This window comes from Methylocystis sp. sgz306128 (assembly GCF_056032725.1).
The window spans coordinates 301,662-319,743 of sequence record NZ_JBVYWO010000002.1 but is presented as its reverse complement, the minus strand read 5'-3'; the positions used below and the strand labels follow the sequence as shown (position 1 = coordinate 319,743).

Annotated in this window: 14 protein-coding genes; 5 read left to right on the top strand and 9 right to left on the bottom strand. The window is 61.1% G+C overall.

Annotated elements, in window-relative coordinates; genetic code table 11:
• Positions 1 to 64: 64 nt before the first annotated feature.
• A complete protein-coding gene (locus AC0N03_RS05360) occupies positions 65 to 1,384 on the top strand; it encodes a UDP-glucose dehydrogenase family protein (protein ID WP_474287539.1) in 1,320 nt (439 codons plus the stop codon).
• Between the two features lie 4 nt (positions 1,385 to 1,388).
• Here AC0N03_RS05360 and AC0N03_RS05355 read toward each other — a convergent pair whose 3' ends face one another.
• The 4 genes from AC0N03_RS05355 to AC0N03_RS05340 form a co-directional block, all read right to left on the bottom strand.
• Complete coding sequence (locus AC0N03_RS05355) at positions 1,389 to 3,347, bottom strand: potassium transporter Kup (protein ID WP_474287538.1); 1,959 nt, start codon at positions 3,345 to 3,347, stop codon at positions 1,389 to 1,391.
• 142 nt (positions 3,348 to 3,489) lie between these two features.
• Positions 3,490 to 4,671, bottom strand: a complete 1,182-nt coding sequence (gene choV / locus AC0N03_RS05350) for a choline ABC transporter ATP-binding protein (protein ID WP_474287536.1) — start codon at positions 4,669 to 4,671, stop codon at positions 3,490 to 3,492.
• Complete coding sequence (choW, locus tag AC0N03_RS05345) at positions 4,671 to 5,519, bottom strand: choline ABC transporter permease subunit (RefSeq protein ID WP_474287713.1); 849 nt, start codon at positions 5,517 to 5,519, stop codon at positions 4,671 to 4,673. Before choW ends, choV begins: the two co-directional genes overlap by 1 nt.
• Before the next feature lie 58 nt (positions 5,520 to 5,577).
• Positions 5,578 to 6,513, bottom strand: coding sequence for a choline ABC transporter substrate-binding protein (locus AC0N03_RS05340; RefSeq protein WP_474287712.1), 936 nt, complete (start codon positions 6,511 to 6,513; stop codon positions 5,578 to 5,580).
• A 198-nt stretch (positions 6,514 to 6,711) separates the two neighbouring features.
• On the opposite strand from AC0N03_RS05340, the gene betA reads away from it, so the two are divergent.
• The 4 genes from betA (at position 6,712) to ribA (ending at position 11,328) form a co-directional block, all read left to right on the top strand.
• Entirely contained in the window at positions 6,712 to 8,373 is a 1,662-nt protein-coding gene (gene betA / locus AC0N03_RS05335) for a choline dehydrogenase (RefSeq protein ID WP_474287535.1), read from the top strand.
• A 132-nt stretch (positions 8,374 to 8,505) separates the two neighbouring features.
• Entirely contained in the window at positions 8,506 to 9,393 is an 888-nt protein-coding gene (gene argB, locus AC0N03_RS05330) for an acetylglutamate kinase (protein WP_474287534.1), read from the top strand.
• A complete protein-coding gene (locus AC0N03_RS05325) occupies positions 9,390 to 10,139 on the top strand; it encodes a pyrimidine 5'-nucleotidase (RefSeq protein ID WP_474287533.1) in 750 nt (249 codons plus the stop codon). The genes argB and AC0N03_RS05325 overlap by 4 nt, the downstream gene beginning before the upstream one ends.
• Before the next feature lie 124 nt (positions 10,140 to 10,263).
• Positions 10,264 to 11,328 carry a GTP cyclohydrolase II RibA gene (gene ribA, locus AC0N03_RS05320; protein WP_474287532.1) on the top strand — a complete coding sequence of 355 codons (1,065 nt, stop codon included), beginning with the start codon at positions 10,264 to 10,266 and terminating at the stop codon, positions 11,326 to 11,328.
• 100 nt (positions 11,329 to 11,428) lie between these two features.
• Here the strand turns inward: ribA and iolB are convergent, their stop codons facing one another.
• The 5 genes from iolB to AC0N03_RS05295 all read right to left on the bottom strand — a co-directional run bounded on the left by iolB (position 11,429) and on the right by AC0N03_RS05295 (position 17,985).
• Positions 11,429 to 12,247: a 5-deoxy-glucuronate isomerase gene (gene iolB / locus AC0N03_RS05315; protein ID WP_474287531.1), complete on the bottom strand. Its 819-nt coding sequence runs from the start codon at positions 12,245 to 12,247 to the stop codon at positions 11,429 to 11,431.
• 127 nt (positions 12,248 to 12,374) lie between these two features.
• Positions 12,375 to 13,265, bottom strand: coding sequence for a myo-inosose-2 dehydratase (iolE, locus tag AC0N03_RS05310; RefSeq protein WP_474287529.1), 891 nt, complete (start codon positions 13,263 to 13,265; stop codon positions 12,375 to 12,377).
• 1 nt (position 13,266) lies between these two features.
• Positions 13,267 to 15,114, bottom strand: coding sequence for a 3D-(3,5/4)-trihydroxycyclohexane-1,2-dione acylhydrolase (decyclizing) (gene iolD, locus AC0N03_RS05305; protein WP_474287528.1), 1,848 nt, complete (start codon positions 15,112 to 15,114; stop codon positions 13,267 to 13,269).
• A gap of 3 nt (positions 15,115 to 15,117) precedes the next feature.
• On the bottom strand, positions 15,118 to 17,082 hold the full coding sequence (locus AC0N03_RS05300) for a bifunctional 5-dehydro-2-deoxygluconokinase/5-dehydro-2-deoxyphosphogluconate aldolase (protein ID WP_474287527.1): 1,965 nt from the start codon (positions 17,080 to 17,082) through the stop codon (positions 15,118 to 15,120).
• Positions 17,083 to 17,169: 87 nt separating this feature from the next.
• Complete coding sequence (locus AC0N03_RS05295) at positions 17,170 to 17,985, bottom strand: SDR family oxidoreductase (protein ID WP_474287525.1); 816 nt, start codon at positions 17,983 to 17,985, stop codon at positions 17,170 to 17,172.
• Positions 17,986 to 18,082: the final 97 nt, after the last annotated feature.

Sequence of the window (18,082 nt, the reverse complement as noted above, 5' to 3'; positions counted from 1 at the left end):
CTTGTCCGGCGCTTCGGCATGGCCGTGCGCCGGCAACGGCCTTGACGATGGAAGGACGAAACTCATGCGCGTTGCAATGATCGGTTCAGGCTATGTCGGTCTTGTTTCCGGCACCTGCTTCGCCGATTTTGGCCATATCGTGACCTGCGTTGATCTGGATACGGCCAAGATTGCCGCGCTCCGGCACGGGCAGATCCCGATATTCGAGCCCGGCCTTGCCGAGTTGGTGCGGTTGAACATGCGCGACCAGCGGCTGCATTTCACCACGGACCTTACGGGCGCGGTGCGTGAAGCGGATGTGGTGTTCATTGCCGTGGGCACGCCCTCCCGTCGCGGCGACGGACATGCCGACCTGACCTATGTCTATGACGCCGCGCGGCAGATCGGCGAGGCGCTGACCAAGTTCACTGTCATCGTGACAAAATCGACAGTGCCGGTCGGCACCGGCGACGAAGTGGAACGCATCATCCGCGATTCCAATGCCGATGCAGAGTTCGAAGTGGTGTCAAACCCGGAATTTCTGCGTGAAGGCGCCGCCATCGCCGATTTCAAACGGCCCGACCGCATCCTGATCGGCACGGACAGCGAGCGTGCGCGCGAGGTGATGCGCGAACTCTACCGGCCTTTGTTTCTCAATGAGGCGCCAATGCTGTTCACCAGCCGCCGCACCTCGGAACTGACGAAATATGCGGCCAATGCCTTTCTCGCCACCAAGGTGACCTTCATCAATGAAATGGCCGATCTGTGCGAGCGGCTCGGTGCCGATGTGCAGGATGTGGCCCGCGGCATCGGCCTCGACAAGCGCATAGGCCCGAAATTTCTCAATGCGGGACCGGGCTATGGCGGCTCCTGCTTTCCAAAGGACACGCTGGCGCTGGCAAAGACCGCGCGCGATGCCGGAGCGCCGGTCAGCATTGTCGAAGCTGTCATCGCCAGCAACGAGGCGCGCAAGAGATCCATGGCCAACAAGGTCATCGCGGCCTGCGGCGGTTCAGTGCGGGGCAGGACCATCGGCCTGCTGGGTCTGGCCTTCAAGCCCAACACTGACGATATGCGCGACGCTCCGGCCCTGACCATAGCGGCGAGGCTGCACGAGGCCGGCGCGCATCTGCGTGTTTTCGATCCGGAAAGCATGAACCAGGCCCGCGCGCTGATGCCTTATGCCACGTTCTGCAGCGATCCCTATGATTGCGCCGCCGGCGCGGCCGCTCTGGCCATTATAACCGAGTGGGATGCCTTCCGCGCGCTCGATCTGGACCGGCTCAAGGCCGCGCTGGCCCAGCCCGTGGTGCTCGACATGCGCAACATTTACCGGCCAGATGAAATGCGCCGGCGCGGATTTGTCTATTTTCCGGTAGGCAAAAGCGCGCCCGGACGCAAATAAGCGGCTAGACCGAGACCTGCGCCCCCAGTTCCACGACGCGGTCGGAGGGAATGGAGAAGAAGTCCGTCGCGCTGGTCGCCTGCTTGGTGAGGCCGACATAGAGCTTGTCCTGCCAGAGCGGCATATCCGACTGCTTCGAGACTTTCAGCGTCCGCCGCCCGAGGAAGAACGAGGTCGTCATGATGTCGAACTTCAGGCCGCTCTTGCGCATGAGCGCGAGCGCCGCCGGAATGCGCGGACTTTCCATGAAGCCGAAATGCAGGGTGATGGCGAGGAAGCCTTCAGCAAGCTCGCTCACCTCATAGCGGTTGGCCTGCGGCACGCGGGGCATATCCTCGGTACGCACCGACATGATCACCACCCGTTCATGCAGGATCTTGTTGTGCTTGAGATTGTGCATCAGCGCCGAAGGGGCGACTTCCGGGTCGCTGGTCAGGAAGATGGCCGTGCCCGGCACGCGGACGGGCGGCTTGCGCTCCAGCATGCGCACCAGATCGGCCATGGGGATTGAATCGCGGTGGGTCTTGCCTTCGAGCAGGCGCGTGCCGCGCACCCAGGTCCACATGACCACCATGGCAAGGCCCGCCATGGTGAGCGGCACCCAGCCGCCCTCCAGCACCTTGACAAGATTGGCGACAAAGAAGGCCAGATCAACCACAAGGAACATGGCCACGACGCCCAGAGCCACCCAGAAGGGCCAATGCCAGCTCTTCCAGACAACCACGAAGGCAAGCGCCGTGGTCACGACCATGGTGCTGACCACCGAGATGCCATAGGCGTTGGCAAGAGCATCCGAAGATTTGAACAGCAGGGTCAACAGCAGCACGCCGATGAGCAGCAGGCGGTTGACACGCGGAATGTAGATCTGGCCTTCCTGCGCCTCCGAGGTGTGGCGGATTTCCATGCGCGGCAGCAGGCCGAGCTGGATGGCCGAGCGCACGATGGAGAAGGCGCCGGTAATCACGGCCTGGCTGGCTATGACGGTGGCCATAGTGGCGAGGATGACGAGATAGGGAATGGCCCATTGCGGCGCCATCAGGTAGAAGGGATCCTTGATCGCGGCCGGATGGCTGAGGATCAGCGCGCCCTGCCCGAAATAATTGAGCACCAGCGCCGGCAGGACGAAGGTCACCCAGGCCAGCTGAATCGGCAGGCGGCCAAAATGGCCCATATCGGCATAAAGCGCCTCTGCGCCGGTGACGCCCAGAAACACAAGGCCGAGAATGACAAAACCTTCCAGCCCGTTGCTGAAGAGGAATTCCAGCCCGGTGAGCGGATCGAGCGCCCAGAGAATCTGCGGCGCATCAAGGATGTGATAAAGGCCGAGCACCCCGATAACGGCAAAGAACAACACCATGATCGGGCCGAAAAACCGGCCGATCCGCTCCGTTCCGGAGCTTTGGGTCATGAACAGTGCGACCAGAATGACCACGGCAATATAAATGACGAACGGCCCGAACGAGGTTGAAACCTGATTGAGACCTTCCACGGCGGACAAAACCGAAATGGCCGGGGTGATGATGGCATCGCCGGAAAACAAGGCAGCACCGGCAACGCCGAGGAGAAACACCCAATGGGACCGTGTGCCGAGCGCGTGCTGCGCCAGCGCCATGAGGGCCAGAGTCCCGCCTTCGCCCTTGTTGTCGGCCTGCATGAGAAAGGCGACATATTTGATCGTGACGGTGAGGATCAGCGCCCAGACGAGCAGCGAAACGATGCCGATCACCTCCTGCGGGGTGGCGCCCGTTCCTGCTGCATGGGCCAGCGCGGATTTGAGCGCGTAGAGAGGACTGGTGCCGATATCGCCGTAAACAACGCCGATGGAGCCAAGAGCGAGCGCGAACAGGCTGGACTTCTTGTGTGAATGGCCTTCCGGCTTTAACGCGCTGTGACCTGAATTCGACGGTTCGCCGGCTTTCACCAGATCGTTGGCCCCGGCGAGCGGCGCGTTATTCTCTTTCATGTCGAAAGTCTCAAATTGGTTCATGTCACCCGGGCCAGCTTCAAGCCAACCCTTCGCACATGAGCGCGGGCTTATACCTCTTCCCCAGAGGCGAGAGAAGAGGAATTTTGCAACACTGTCCGAATCTTTGATTCGCTGGCGGCTAGAGATCGCGCAAAAGGCCGCGATAGATCTCCTCATCGCCGCACAGACCGGCCAGCCGGCCAAGCTGATCGACGAGAAGAATGGGATGCCCCGAGGCCCGGCGCAACTCGATCGCCGCCCTCAGCCGTAAATCCACCGGAGCAATGACAATATCGGTGGTTTGCGGATCAAACTTGCCCGTTTCGCGGTCAACGTGGGTCAGGCGCCCGGGCTTTCCGTCAATATGAGCCTGTTTGGGCCGGTTTTCCTCGTCCAGAGTCAGCCGCAGGCGGCCCGCCGTATCGAGCAGGATGCTGGACCCTTCGCGGGCCAGATCATGCGCCGGTTTCATCAGCGAGGCGCCGCGCAAAACCTGCAGCGGGTTCATATGGGCAACGAATTCAGCCACATAGGCATCTGCGGGGCGCAGGACGATATCTTCGGCCGTGCCGCATTGCACGATGCGTCCGCCCTCCATGATGGCGATGCGATTGCCCAGTTTCAGCGCTTCATCAAGATCATGGCTGACGAAAAGGATGGTTTTCTGCAATTGCTTCTGCAAAATCAGCAATTCATCCTGCAATTTGGTGCGGATCAGCGGATCGAGCGCCGAGAACGGCTCATCCATGAGCAGAATATCGGCATCGGTGGCAAAGGCGCGGGCAAGACCGACGCGCTGCTGCATTCCGCCGGAAAGCTCCTGCGTCAATTTGTCCGCCCAGCGGGAAAGTCCCACCATCTCCAGCTTTTCATCGACGATGCGGTCGCGTTCCTTGCGCGACATGCCGCGCAGCTCCAGACCGAAACCGACATTGTCGCGCACGCTGCGCCAGGGCAGCAGGGCAAATTGCTGAAACACCATGGCAACCGAGCGGGCGCGCACATCGCGCAGGACATGCTGTCCGCAGGAGGTGACATCGACCATCTGGCCGCCGTGACGCACCAGAACCTTGCCTCTGGCCACCTTGTTCAGCCCGTTGACGGCGCGCAGGAGTGTGGACTTGCCCGAGCCGGAGAGGCCCATCAGCACGAAAATCTCGCCGGTCGCCACGGAAACATCGGCATCGGCCACGCCGATGACCTGATTGGTCATGGCCAGAATCTCGTCGCGGCTGCGCCCCGCATCAAGCAGGTCCAGCGCCTTGGCCGGGTTGCCACCGAAAACGATATCGACATGGGAAAATACGATTGCGTCAGCCATTATCTGCCCCCGATCAGGCGGTCAGGCTGGCGGAACACGCGGTCAAGCACGATGGCCAGCAGCACGATGCACAGGCCCGCTTCAAAACCCATCACCGGATTGACTGTGTTGAAGGCGCGCACCACGGGCTTGCCAAGCCCGTCCGCGCCGACGAGGGCCGCGATCACCACCATCGAGAGACTGAGCATGATGCATTGCGTGATCCCGGCCATGATGGTGGGCAGCGCGTAAGGCAGCTCCACTTTCCACAGCAGCTGGCTTTTGGTCGCGCCGAAGGATTCACCGGCCTCAAGCAGATATTTGGGCACCGAGGAGACGCCGAGATGGGTCAGGCGCACCGGCGCAGGAATGGCGAACACCACAGTCGAGATCAGCCCCGGCACCACGCCGATGCCGAAAAGAATCAATGTGGGGATCAGATAAACGAAGGTGGGGATCGTCTGCATCAGGTCGAGAATGGGCCGCATGACATTGTAGAGCCAACTGCGATGCGCCATGGCGATGCCGAGCGGCACACCCACAAGCGTGGACACCAGCGTCGCCCAAGTCATGAGCGAGAGCGTCTGCATGGTCTCGTTCCAGTAGCCGAGGTTCATGATCAGCAGGAATGCGATCAGAATGAAGACCGAGAGCCTGACCGAGCGGTGCATCCAATAAGCGAAACCGCAGAACAGCAGCACGACAACGGGCGCGGGAATCCAGACCAGGACATCCGTCAGCATCGTGATGAAGAATTGCAGGACCGTCGTCAGCGTATCGAAAAAGCCCTGCGCTGTTTTCAGCGTGTCGACGCCATCCTTGATCCAACGCCCAAGAGGAATTTTATGGTCGCTCAGCCATTCTTCCACGCGCACCCCCATCACCCGGCAGGCGCCCCGCGGCTCTCGCCGCAGGGCGTGGTTTCACTCAGAGGCCGAGGCTCTGCTTCACGGCCGGCAGGCCCGGCTTGCCGTCAATGGTGGTGACGTCCTTCAGCCAGCCATCAAGGGCCGACGGATTGGCCTTGAGCCATTTTGTCGCCGCCTTGTCGCCTTCCATGCCGTCAAACAGGATCGAGCCCATGACCTGATTTTCCATGTCGAGCGTGAATTTCAGGTTCTTGATGAACGTGCCAAGGTTGGGGCAGTCCTTCGACAGATTGGCGCGTGTATTGGTGTAGACGGTGGCGCCGCCGAAATTCGGCCCGAAGACGTCATCGCCATCCGAGAGATATTTCATCTTGAATTTGGTGTTCATCGGATGCGGCTCCCAGCCAAGGAAGACGATCGGATCATTCTTGACGCTGGCCTTTTCAACCTGCGCCAGCATGCCCTGCTCCGAGGATTCGACGAGCTGGAAATCCTTGAGGTCGAATTTGTTGGCCTTGATCATGTCAAGGATGAGGCGGTTGCCGTCGTTGCCCGGCTCGATGCCGTAAATCTTGCCGCCAAGCTTATCCTTGAACTTGGCAATATCCTTGAAGCTCTTGAGGCCGGCGTCATACAGCGTTTCGGGCACGGCCAGAGTATATTTCGCGCCTTCGAGATTGGCGCCGATGACTTCGACGGTCTTGTCGTCGACATAGGGCTTGCGGTCGGCTTCCATGGTCGGCATCCAGTTGCCGAGGAAGACGTCGATCTGCTTGTTGTGCATGGCGGTGTAGGTCACCGGCACGGCGAGAACGTCGGTATGCGGCTCATAGCCCAGCGCCTTGAGCATGACCGAAGCGGTTGCGGTGGTGGCGGTGATGTCCGTCCAGCCGACATCGGCAAATTTGACCGTTTTGCACGAAGCGGGGTCGTTGGCCCACGCGCCTTGCGAGATCATGCAGGCCATGGCGGCTACGGAGAGGGTTTTCAGCATCAACTTCATCGGTTTCTCCCTATGTTATGAGCTTATCTTTGCCCATTTCGTCATATGTTGCACGTTCAAATAAGAAACGTAAATGCACAAATTAACGGCCCTAGAATTGAGGCATGATACGGATTGGCATTGACGAAAAACGACAAAATAAGGCGAATTTTGCCAAGTTATTTCAATTGAGATCGGCGATCAAAATCCATGCTGGAAAATTTCGATTTCATCATCGTAGGTGCCGGTTCGGCCGGCTGTGCGCTCGCCCACCGCCTGAGCGAGGATGCGCGCAACCGCGTCCTGCTGCTCGAATTCGGCGGTTCGGACATCTCGCCCTTCATCCAGATGCCGAGCGCCCTGTCGATTCCGATGAATTCGCCAAAATATGACTGGGGCTATCATTCCACCCCGGAGCCGCAGCTCAACAACCGGCGGATGCATGTGCCGCGCGGCAAAGTGCTGGGCGGTTCCTCATCGGTCAACGGCATGGTCTATGTGCGCGGCCATGCTGAGGATTTCAACGCCTGGGACGCCCTGGGCGCGGCAGGCTGGGCCTATGCCGACGTGCTGCCCTATTTCAAACGGGCCGAAACCCGCGACGGCGACGGCGGCGATCTTTATCGCGGCAACAGCGGCCCGCTGCATACCAGCAAGGGCGACATGAAGAACCCGCTCTACCGCGCCTTCATCGAGGCCGGCAAGCAGGCGGGCTATGCCGAATCGTCCGATCTCAACGGCGAGCGTCAGGAAGGCTTCGGCCCGCTCGACATGACGATCCATAATGGCCGGCGCTGGTCCGCCGCCAACGCCTATCTCCGGCCGATCCGGGGACGGCGCAATCTCGATATCCGCACCCATGTACGGGTGGAAAAGGTTCTGTTCGAGGGCAGGCGCGCCAGCGGCATCCGCTTTACGCGGGGCGGGCGCAGCGTCGAGGTCTCGGCCAGCCGTGCGGTCATCCTTGCGGCGGGCGCGATCAATTCACCGCAGATCCTCAAGCTCTCGGGCATCGGGCCGGGGCCGGAACTGCAGAAATTCGGCATTACGCCCATTGCCGAGCGGCCGGGCGTCGGCGAAAATCTGATGGATCATCTGGAATTCTATTTCCAGATCGCATCCAGCCAGCCGATCACGCTCTATCCGTCGCTGAGCCTGTGGCGCAAGGGCTTTATCGGCCTGCGCTGGCTTCTGGCCAAGAACGGGCTGGGCGCAACCAATCATTTCGAGGCCGGCGGCTTCATCCGCAGCCGGGCCGGCATTTCCTATCCGGACATCCAGTTCCATTTCCTGCCGCTGGCCGTCTCCTATGACGGCAAGTCGATGGCGGACCGGCACGGCTTTCAGGCCCATGTCGGGCCGATGCGCTCGAAAAGCCGCGGCCATGTGCGCCTCACCTCGCCGCAGGCGCAGGATGCACCCGCCATCACCTTCAATTATCTCACGCATGAGGATGACCTGCCCGAGATGCGCGCCTGCGTGCGCCTGACGCGGGAAATTTTCAGCCAGCCCGCATTCAGGCCCTTTTTCGCCGGCGAGATGCAGCCGGGCGCGGCGGTTGTGTCGGACGAGGCGATTGACGCCTTCATCCGCAACAAGGTGGAAAGCGCCTACCACCCTTGCGGCACCTGCAAGATGGGCGCGGCGGACGACAGGATGGCCGTGGTGGACCCGACAACCAAAGTTATCGGCACCGAAGGCCTTTATGTGGCCGATTCCTCCATCATGCCGCAGATCACCAACGGCAATCTCAATGCGCCGACCATCATGATCGGCGAAAAGGCGGCGGACCACATTCTTGGCAAGAGCCTGCTGCCGCGGCTTGAAGCGCCGGTCTATCAGGCGCCCGACTGGCAGACATCGCAAAGATAAGCGCTCCTCCTGCCCCGAGCTATGCGCAAGGCCGGAAGAAGCTGCCAGAATATTTACCTTTTGCCGATTGAGCCCGAACCTTGCATCGGCTAGAACAGCGCCAGTTCTCTTGAAGACCTGAAAAGGCCAGCCATGTCCGACACCGAACCGCAAGCCATAGCCAATATTCTGATCCGTGCGCTGCCGCACATGCTGCATTACGACGATGCGACCATCGTCGTGAAATATGGCGGTCACGCCATGGGCGACGAGAAAGTGGCGCGCGATTTCGCCAAGGACATGGTTCTGCTGGAACAATCGGGCGTCAACCCCGTTGTGGTGCATGGCGGCGGGCCACAGATCGGCGCGATGCTGAGCAAGCTCGGCATCAAATCCGAATTTTCCGGCGGCCTGCGCATCACAGACAAAGCGACGGTCGAGATTGTCGAGATGGTGCTGGCCGGCTCCATCAACAAGCAGATCGTCGGCACCATCAATGCCGAGGGCGGGCGCGCCATCGGCCTGTGCGGCAAGGACGGCAACATGGTCACGGCCCGCAAGGTGGGCCGCGTGGTGCGCGATCCCGGCTCCAACATTGAAAAACATGTCGATCTTGGCTTCGTCGGCGAGCCGGCCAAGGTGGACGCCACCGTGCTGGAGCAGGTTCTTGGCCGCGAGCTTATTCCCGTTCTGGCGCCGGTGGCGCAGGGGCAGGATGGCGAAACCTATAATGTCAACGCCGATACTTTCGCCGGGGCCATTGCCGGCGCGCTCAAGGCCAAGCGTCTGCTTCTGCTCACCGACGTGCCGGGCGTGCTCGACAAGAACGGCAATCTCATCAAGGAACTGCGTGTTGAAGACATCCATGGCCTCATCGCCGACGGCACCATCACCGGCGGCATGATTCCGAAGGTCGAGACCTGCATCTATGCGCTCGAACAGGGCGTCGAGGGCGTCGTCATTCTCGACGGCAAGGTGCCGCATGCGGTGCTGGTCGAGCTTCTCACCGACCATGGCGCAGGGACGCTGATCACCAAGTGAGTGTGCATTCTGCCGATCTCAGCCAGAGGATGGAGGCCTTTGCCGGGGTCGACACATGGGTGTTTGATCTCGACAATACGCTCTATCCGCCCGATGCCGACCTCTGGCCGAAGATCGACGCGCGCATCACCGCTTACATTGCGCAGAAATTGCAGCTCGATGCGGTCGAGGCGCGGCAATTGCAGAAGGCCTATTATCAGAAATACGGCACCTCGCTGCGCGGGCTGATGGACCTGCATCAGGTCGATCCGACGGAATTCCTCGCCTTCGTGCATGAGATTGACCGCACCTCGCTCGATCCGCATCCCGAGCTGGGAGAGGCCATCGCCGCCCTGCCGGGCCGCAAGCTGATTTTCACCAACGGCCCGCGCCATCATGCCGAAAACACGGCGCGTCAGCTTGGCATCGACCATCATTTCGAAGATATTTTCGATATTGTTGCCGCGGATCTCATTCCCAAGCCGAATGCCGAGGCCTACGAGCGGTTTTTCCGCAAGCATGACGTCAATCCGAAGCGGGCCGCCATGTTCGAGGATATTGCAAAAAACCTCGTTGTGCCCCATCTGAGCGGCATGGTGACGACGTTGGTCATTCCGCAGAGCGGCCGCCTCGACCACCGCGACGAGGCGGACAAAACCGCAGGAACGCTGAATGACCTCACTTCGCCTTTCGTGGATTTTATCACCGAAGACCTGAAGGATTTCCTGCGCGCCTTCGCCGGAGGACCACCGAATGCCGCAAGCTGAACCAGCCCTGAAATTATCCGGCAGGGCGGACGCTTCCGTCTGTGCAAGGGCGGTTTTCGCAATTGCCCCTTGCAAACAGGGCTGAGCCCGCCCAATTTGCCCTGAAAGATCATTGGAACTTCAAGTGCCGCGTTCTTCACACGATAACAATCACGACAGGATGGTCGCCGTCGAGCGCGTGATCAGCGAATTGCGGGCCGGGCGCGCCGTCGTTCTGCGCCATGGCGAAACGGCGCTGCAGGTAAGCGGCATCGAGCATCTGCCGCACTCGCTGGCCAACGCGCGTCTGCTGCTGACGGGCGCGCGCCTGCGCCGCCTGCACCTCAACCTGCCGCAGGGCGGCGCAACAGATGCCGCCGGCCTCAGCGGCCAGCAGGTGCTGGATCTCGCCATCGGGCGCAAGGATAGCGCGATCCCGTTTTTTGCGCCGGTTTCGCAGATTGAGCGCGCGGCGCTCGATCTTGCCAGGCTGGCACTGCTGCTGCCCTCGGTTATTGTTCAGCCGGTGCAGGAAGATGGGCTGTTGCAGGCCGATATGACGGATATTGCGGCCTATCGCGCCAATGCCATGAGCAAGGTGGATATCGTCAGCCGAGCGCCCGTGCCGCTCGAAGGCGCGCAGGACAGCGAATTTGTGATTTTTCGCGGCGGCGAGGGCATGCGCGATCAGGTGGCCATCATCATCGGCAGGCCCGATCTCACGGGGCCGGTGCCAGTGCGTCTCCACTCCGCCTGCCTGACGGGCGACCTCTTCGGCAGCCTGAAATGCGATTGCGGCGACCAGTTGCGCGCCACCGCCAGAGCCATGGCGGAGGGCGGTGGCGGCATCATCCTTTATCTCGATCAGGAAGGGCGCGGCACCGGCATCGGCAACAAGATGCGGGCCTATGCGCTGCAGGCGCAGGGTCACGACACATTCGACGCCGACGAAATTCTGGGCTTCGAACATGACGAGCGCCATTTTGAATTTGCGGCCAGAATGCTGCAATTGCTCGGCGTTTCGCGGGTGAGGCTGATGACCAACAATCCGGCCAAGGTCGAAGCCTTGCGCAGCGCCGGTCTGGATGTGACCGAAACGCTCGCCATTCAGGGGCGGCTCACCAGCCAGAACCGCGGCTATCTGCAGACCAAGCGGGACAAGGGCGGCCACCTGCTCGACCTTGAACTGGCGGCGCGCATTCCGGAATAGCTAAACAAAGCTCTCATCCCATCCTTTTCCCAGAGGAAGAAGGGATCACCCCGGCAATTCCCGCTCCGTTCCGGAGCAGGCAAGGTAAGGGCCCGACGCCCTATTTGCCGAACATCCAGGCGTGATCCGGATCATTCCAGAATTTCCATACCCGCTTCGGCCCGGCCATGACATTGAGATAATAGAGATCATAGCCATGTGCCGCGCCGACAGGATGATAACCCTTCGGCACCAGCACGACATCGCCGTCAGACACCACCATCACTTCATCGAGCGAGCGGTCGTCGGTATAAACCCGCTGCACGGCATAGCCCTGCGGCGGATTGATGCGGTGATAATAAGTCTCTTCGAGATAGCTTTCCTGAGGCAGCATGTCGCGGTCATGCTTGTGCGGCGGATAGCTGGACCAGTTGCCGCCCGGCGTGATGACTTCCACCACCAGCAGGCTTTCCGCCGGATCGGTTTCCGGAATGATGTTGCAGACATGGCGCACGTTGGTGCCTTTGCCGCGCACTTCCCGGCCGCACTGATCAGGGCCGATAACGCGCGCCGGCAAAGCACCGGTGCCGGGCGAGGCACATACGGCCAGTTCCACTCTGGTTGTGGCCGTCAGGCTCCATGAGGCCTGCGCGGGCACATAGACCGACCACGGCGCGCCCTCGAAAACCGACATGCGCTCGCCAAGCTCGCCGAAGTCCTCGATCCTGCCCTGCACCTCGACGGCGATTTTTGCCTTGCCGGAAATGAGGACGAGACAGACTTCCATGTCTCTCGTCTGCTTATCGAGCCGCTCGCCGGGGGCAAGCTCGAACATATCGAAGCCGACATAGGTCCAGCCGGCCGATTCCGGCGTCACGTGATGAACGCGTCCTTCCGCATCGGGTTTGGTGGGGTGCAGCAGCAGTTTGGACTGGGGCATATTGAAATCCTAAGGTTTTTTAACGCATCATTCCGCCATCTGACCGCGCCTGACGCGGTCACCGCCGACAGATCCCCGTGTCAGGCACGGGGATGACGCGGCAAGTCTACTCTTTCAGCATCTTATCTCAAACCAATCCGGCCTCGCTCAGAAAACGCCTGAGATTGGCGACGCCCAATTTGGCATAGGTCAGCGGATGCGCCTTTTTCGGGTCCTGTTCGGCCTCGACGACCACCCAGCCGGAATAGCCCTTCAACTCCCGGAACACGCTGACATAATCGATGCTGCCGTCGCCCGGCACCGTATAGATGCCGATCTCGTCCCCCATGCCGAGGATGGAATCAAGAAAACTCCAGTCGCCGGCCTCGGCCTTGGCCTTGATGTTCAGGCGGACATCCTTGCAATGAACATGCCTGATGCGGCTTCTGTAGGCTCGCGCCACTTCGGCCGGATCGCAGCCGCCCCACGTCAGATGGCCGGTATCCAGCAGCAGATTGACGCTCTCGCCGGTATTTTCCATGAAGGCGGCAATATCCTCGCGGCTCTGCACCACTGTGCCCATATGGTGATGGTAGCAGGGCACAAAGCCCTCGGCCACGAGCATATCGGCAAAGCGGGTCATCTTCTGGCCAAAACTGGCCCAGTCCGTGCAGTGCGGGCGCTGCGAAAGCGGCTTCGCGCGGTCACCGTGAATGGCGTTCGATGTTTCAGCAAGAATGATGATGTTGGTGCCCGCACCTTTCGAGAGCGCACGATGCGCTGCAGAGGCGGCAAATTCCTCCTCGGGCGAGCGCACCAGCAATTCGGTCGAATACCAGCCGCCGATGAAGGACATGCCGAAGTCGGCAAGCTTTGCCTTGAGCGCCGCACCCTCGCGCGGGAACTTGTTTCCAAGCTCCATGCCGACAAAGCCGGCCTCGCGCGCTTCTGCCAGACAGGTTTCAAGCGGCGTGTCGCCGCCGATCTCCTGCAGATCGTCATTTGACCAACCGATGGGATTGGCTCCGATACGGATCATCTCAGTCTCCAATATGCTGCTGGGTGCGGGCCTGCTCATAATTGGCGCGGGCCTTGTTGACGGTTTCACGGGTCGAGACTTCGGGCACGGCGACGTCCCACCAATGCCCGCCAGCGTCAGTGGAGAGCCGGGGGTCGGTGTCGATCACGATCACCTGCGAAGTTCTGGCAGCCCGGGCGGCTTTAAAGGCTGCCTCCAGATCGGCGATGGACGAGACCTTGACCGCATCGGCGCCCAGGGCCCGGGCATGTCCGGCAAAATCGATGTGCGGCGTCACAACCTGATAGGAATCCTTGAGCAGGTTGTTGAACGGCGCGCCGCCCGTGCCCGCCTGCAGGCGGTTGATACAGCCAAAGCCTCTGTTGTCGGGCAGGATGAGGATGATTTTCATATCCATCATCACCGCAGTGGCCAGTTCGGAATTCATCATCATATACGAGCCATCGCCAACCATGCAGATGACCTCGCGCGAGGGATCGGCCATTTTCACGCCCAGAGCACCCGCAATCTCGTAGCCCATGGTCGAGAAGCCATATTCGAAATGATAGCCGCCCGGCGCGCCGGGCTGCCAGAGTTTGTGCATCTCGCCCGGCAGGCCGCCTGCCGCGCCCACCACCACATCGCTCGGCAGCGCATTGCGCTGCACCGCGCCGATGACCTGTGCATCCGAGGGCAGTTCGGCGTTGGTGGCCGCCGTATAGGTGGCGGCAACCTCAAGCCATCTGGCCTTTTCCTCAGCCGCCAGCCGGCTCCAGCCGGCGGGCGCGCTCCAGCCAGAAAGCGCGGCATTGAGCGCCGCAAGGCCAGCGCGCACATCAGAGACCAGCGGCAGGGCGCGATGTTTCGAGGCGTCGAAAGGTTGCACGTTGAGGCCGATGATCTGACGCTCCTCGCCCTTGAATAGGCCCCATGAGCCGGTGGTGAAATCGGCGAGGCGGGTGCCGACAGCCAGAATCACATCCGCCTGTTCGGCCAGAACATTGGCCGCTGCCGTACCGGTGACGCCCAGCGCGCCCAGAGCCAGCGGCGAGCCTTGCGGCATGACGGATTTTCCGGCCTGCGTCTCGGCCACGGGAATGCCATGGCGCTCGGCAAAGGCCAGCAATTGCGACTCGGCCTCGGAATAAAGCACGCCGCCGCCCGCGACGATGAGGGGGCGCTGCGCCGATTTCAGCAGTTCCGCAGCCTCGGCCAGTTCATGCGTATCGGGGGCCTGCCGGCGCTGGCGGTGCACGCGGCGCTCGAAAAAGCTCTCGGGATAATCATAGGCCTCAGCCTGCACGTCCTGACAGAAGGCCAGCGTCACCGGACCGCATTCGGCCGGATCGGTGAGTACGCTCATCGCGCGGTTGAGCGCCGGAATGATCTGCTCGGGCCGGGTGATACGGTCGAAATAGCGTGAAACGGGCTTGAAACAATCATTGGCCGAGATAGTGCCGTCACCGAAATCCTCGACCTGCTGCAACACCGGATCAGGCGCGCGATTGGCAAAGACATCGCCCGGAATCAGCAGCACGGGCAGGCGGTTGACATGCGCCACTGCTGCCGCAGTCACCATGTTCACGGCGCCGGGGCCGATGGAGGTGGTGCAGGCCATCATCCGGCGGCGGCGCGATGCTTTGGCAAAGGCCACGGCCGCATGGGCCATGCCCTGCTCGTTATGAGCACGGTAGGTTGGCAGTTCATCCCGCGTCGCGTAGAGGGCCTCGCCAAGTCCCGCAACATTGCCATGGCCGAAAATAGCCCAGACACCGGCAAAGATCGGAACGTCCTTGCCGTCGATTTCTGTCATCTGCACGCTGAGGAAGCGGACAAGCGCCTGCGCCGCAGTCAAACGGATTGTTTTCATGTTTCAAGCCTCTTTTTTGGCCAGGAGCCACGCATCTACCAATGTGGCGAAGCTCTTGGCCATTTGTGTGACGGCTTCGGCGTCGGATATCCTGCCCACCAGCCAGTTCTGCGCCGGATCGACAAATATGGTGCGGCCAACGGCAAAGCCCTTCACCATCGGACATTTTGCCGCCAGCCTGAACGCGCTGGCGAGTTCGGCCTCCGGAGCTTCCAGCCCCAGCATGACAATGCCGCGGCAGAATTCATCCTCCCGCGCAATCACGCCGGCAATATTCGACCATGCGTTCAGCGTTGTCTGCGGCTCCAGCTTCCACCAGTCCGGCTTGATGCCGAGGCTGTAGAGATGCGTCACCACGCGGGAAATTGTCGTGTCGTTCACCGGCCCGTGCTTGCCGGCAATGATCTCGACCAGCAGTTCGCGCCCGCCCATGCGGGCGGCATCATAGAGCCGCAGCAATTCACGATCCTGCCGGGCGCGCAGCTCTGCCGGATCGTCGGGATGATAGAAACACAGGCATTTGATCGTGTGGATCAGCGGCCATTCGTTGAGCTTGGCTGCAAGCGAGCCGCCGCCCTCGAAATCGAGCGGACGCGAACCGGGGTCTTCGACCGGACGCCCGATCCAGAAATCACGATCGGCGGCGCGAAACAAAGCCTCGCGGCCATAGGTTCCGTCGATCAGCATGCCGAAGGTGCCTTTCGGCAATTCGGGATGCCGGCGCATGACCGTTGCGGCAGCTTCTACAGCCAGCCGCTTGAGATGCGGGATTTTATCGCGCGACACATTGAGATCGTCGGCAATTTTTTCAAGCTGGACGCGGTGGTCGATGGCCAGCGCCATGAGATGCGGCGCATGGGTGACGGCGCGCGCCAGCGCGGTCTTGTCGTTGCGGGTGGTGGCCCAGTGAATATGGTTGAGCTTCGCGTCCTTGCGCAGGGCCCGCAGCGGGCTGCCATGCTCCAGAAAATAAAACAATTCGGTTTCGGTGAGATATTCCACCGAGCAGAGCAGGCGTGAAACGGCGAAGGCCCCGCCTGCATTGGCATAGGCGCAGCAGCGCTCGATCGGCTCGTCGCGCAGGTAGCCGCGCAGGAAGCCGGACATGAAGGCATCGCCCGCGCCCAGCACATTATAGACCTCGACCGGAAAGCCCGGCCCCTTGATGCCATCCTCGATATCGGCAGGAATGGGGCCGTCGAACACCACGCAGCCCATCGGCCCGCGCTTGCACACAATGGTGGCATCGGAAAGGGAGCGGATGACACGGATGGCTTCAAGCGGCTCCTCGACGCCGCCGGCAATCATCAGTTCTTCCTCGGTGCCGACGATCAGATCGCAATCCTTCAGGATGGTCTGGAGATGGGCCGTGACATTCTCGGATCTGACATAGCGCTCCTCGCCCGCGCCGTGCCCCGCCAGACCCCAGAGATTGGGCCGGTAATCGACATCGAAGAGAACCTTGCGGCCATGCTTTTTGGCGTAAGTTATGGCGAGCCGCTGCGCCGCAGCAGCGTTTTCCTTGGCAAAATGCGTCCCCGTGACGACAATGGCCTTAGCTGAAGCGATATAGGCCTCGTCGATATCCTCAACCGAGAGCGCAAGATCGGCGCAATTGTCGCGGTAGAAAATCAGCGGAAAGGTTTTCTCATCGCGGATACCAAGCAGCACGAGTGCGGTCAGCCGCTCTTTATCGATTTTGATGCCGCGCACATCGACGCCTTCGCGGCCGCATTGCTCGATAATGAACCGGCCCATGTGCTCATCGCCCACACGGGTGATCAGGCCGGATTTCAGGCCAAGCCGCGCGGTGCCGATGGCAATATTGGTCGGACAGCCGCCCACCGCCTTGGAAAAGCTGGCCATATCCTCCAGCCGCCCGCCCACCTGCGCGCCGTAAAGGTCGACACTGGAGCGGCCGATGGTGATGACATCAAGCAGGGGGGCGTTGGAAGCAGGTGCACTCATGGCATGTCCTCTCAAAAAACCGGAAGGAATGGCGTCCTGCCATTCCTTCGCTTGTCGTATCCTCCGCCAGCCGAGGCGGAATCTGGCTCAGGCAGCGGGATCGAGCGGGGCGTCGCCCGCGCCCATCACGTTCTGGTCGAAATCGATATTGGCGCCGGTCATCAGGCCGGATTCATCGCTGGCCAGATAGGCGCAGGCGCGGGCCACTTCGTTCGGGTCGATCAGGCGGCCAAAGGGCTTGGCCTTGACGGCCTCTTCCAGCCAGCCGTCCTGCGCGCCATGATAGGTTTTCATGATGCGGTCCTCGCCGGGCGTCGACATCCAGCCGATATTGAGGCCATTGACGCGGATGCGGTAGCGCACCAGCGAATGGGCCACATTCTTGGTCAGTGTCGCCAATGCGCCCTTGGAGGCGCAATAGGCCGTAATGAACGGCTGGCCGCCATGCGCCGACATGGACTGGATATTGACGATGGAGCCGTGGATTTTCTGGGCTGCCATGATCTTGACCGCTTCCTGTATGAGGAAGAAAGGCCCGCGCACGTTGACATCGAAAATCTCGTTGAACCGCTCTTCGGTCGTATCGAAAATATTGCCGCGGTCGGTCAGGCCCGCAGCATTGACCAGCACGTCGACCCGGCCAAAATTGTTCTTTGCCGCAGCGATCACGGCGCGGCAATCGGCGACCTTGGCAAGATCGGCCTGCACGAACAATGTTTTGCAGCCCGAAGCGCTGATCGAATCCGCGACCGCCTTGCCGGCATCGGCCTTGCGTCCGCAAATCACCAGCCCCGCTGCGCCGCTGGCGGCAAAGTGACGCGCGATAGCCTCGCCCAGGCCTTGTGTGCCGCCGGTGACGACAGCGATTTTACCTTTAAGTTTCTGCGGGAGGTCTTGTGCCATGGCTGAGAAAATCCTGATCGGGCTGAATTGAATTCAAAAGCGGAACCCACTCCGGAAGCAGGCCGCCCGCATATAGAACAAAAATTCTATTCCATAG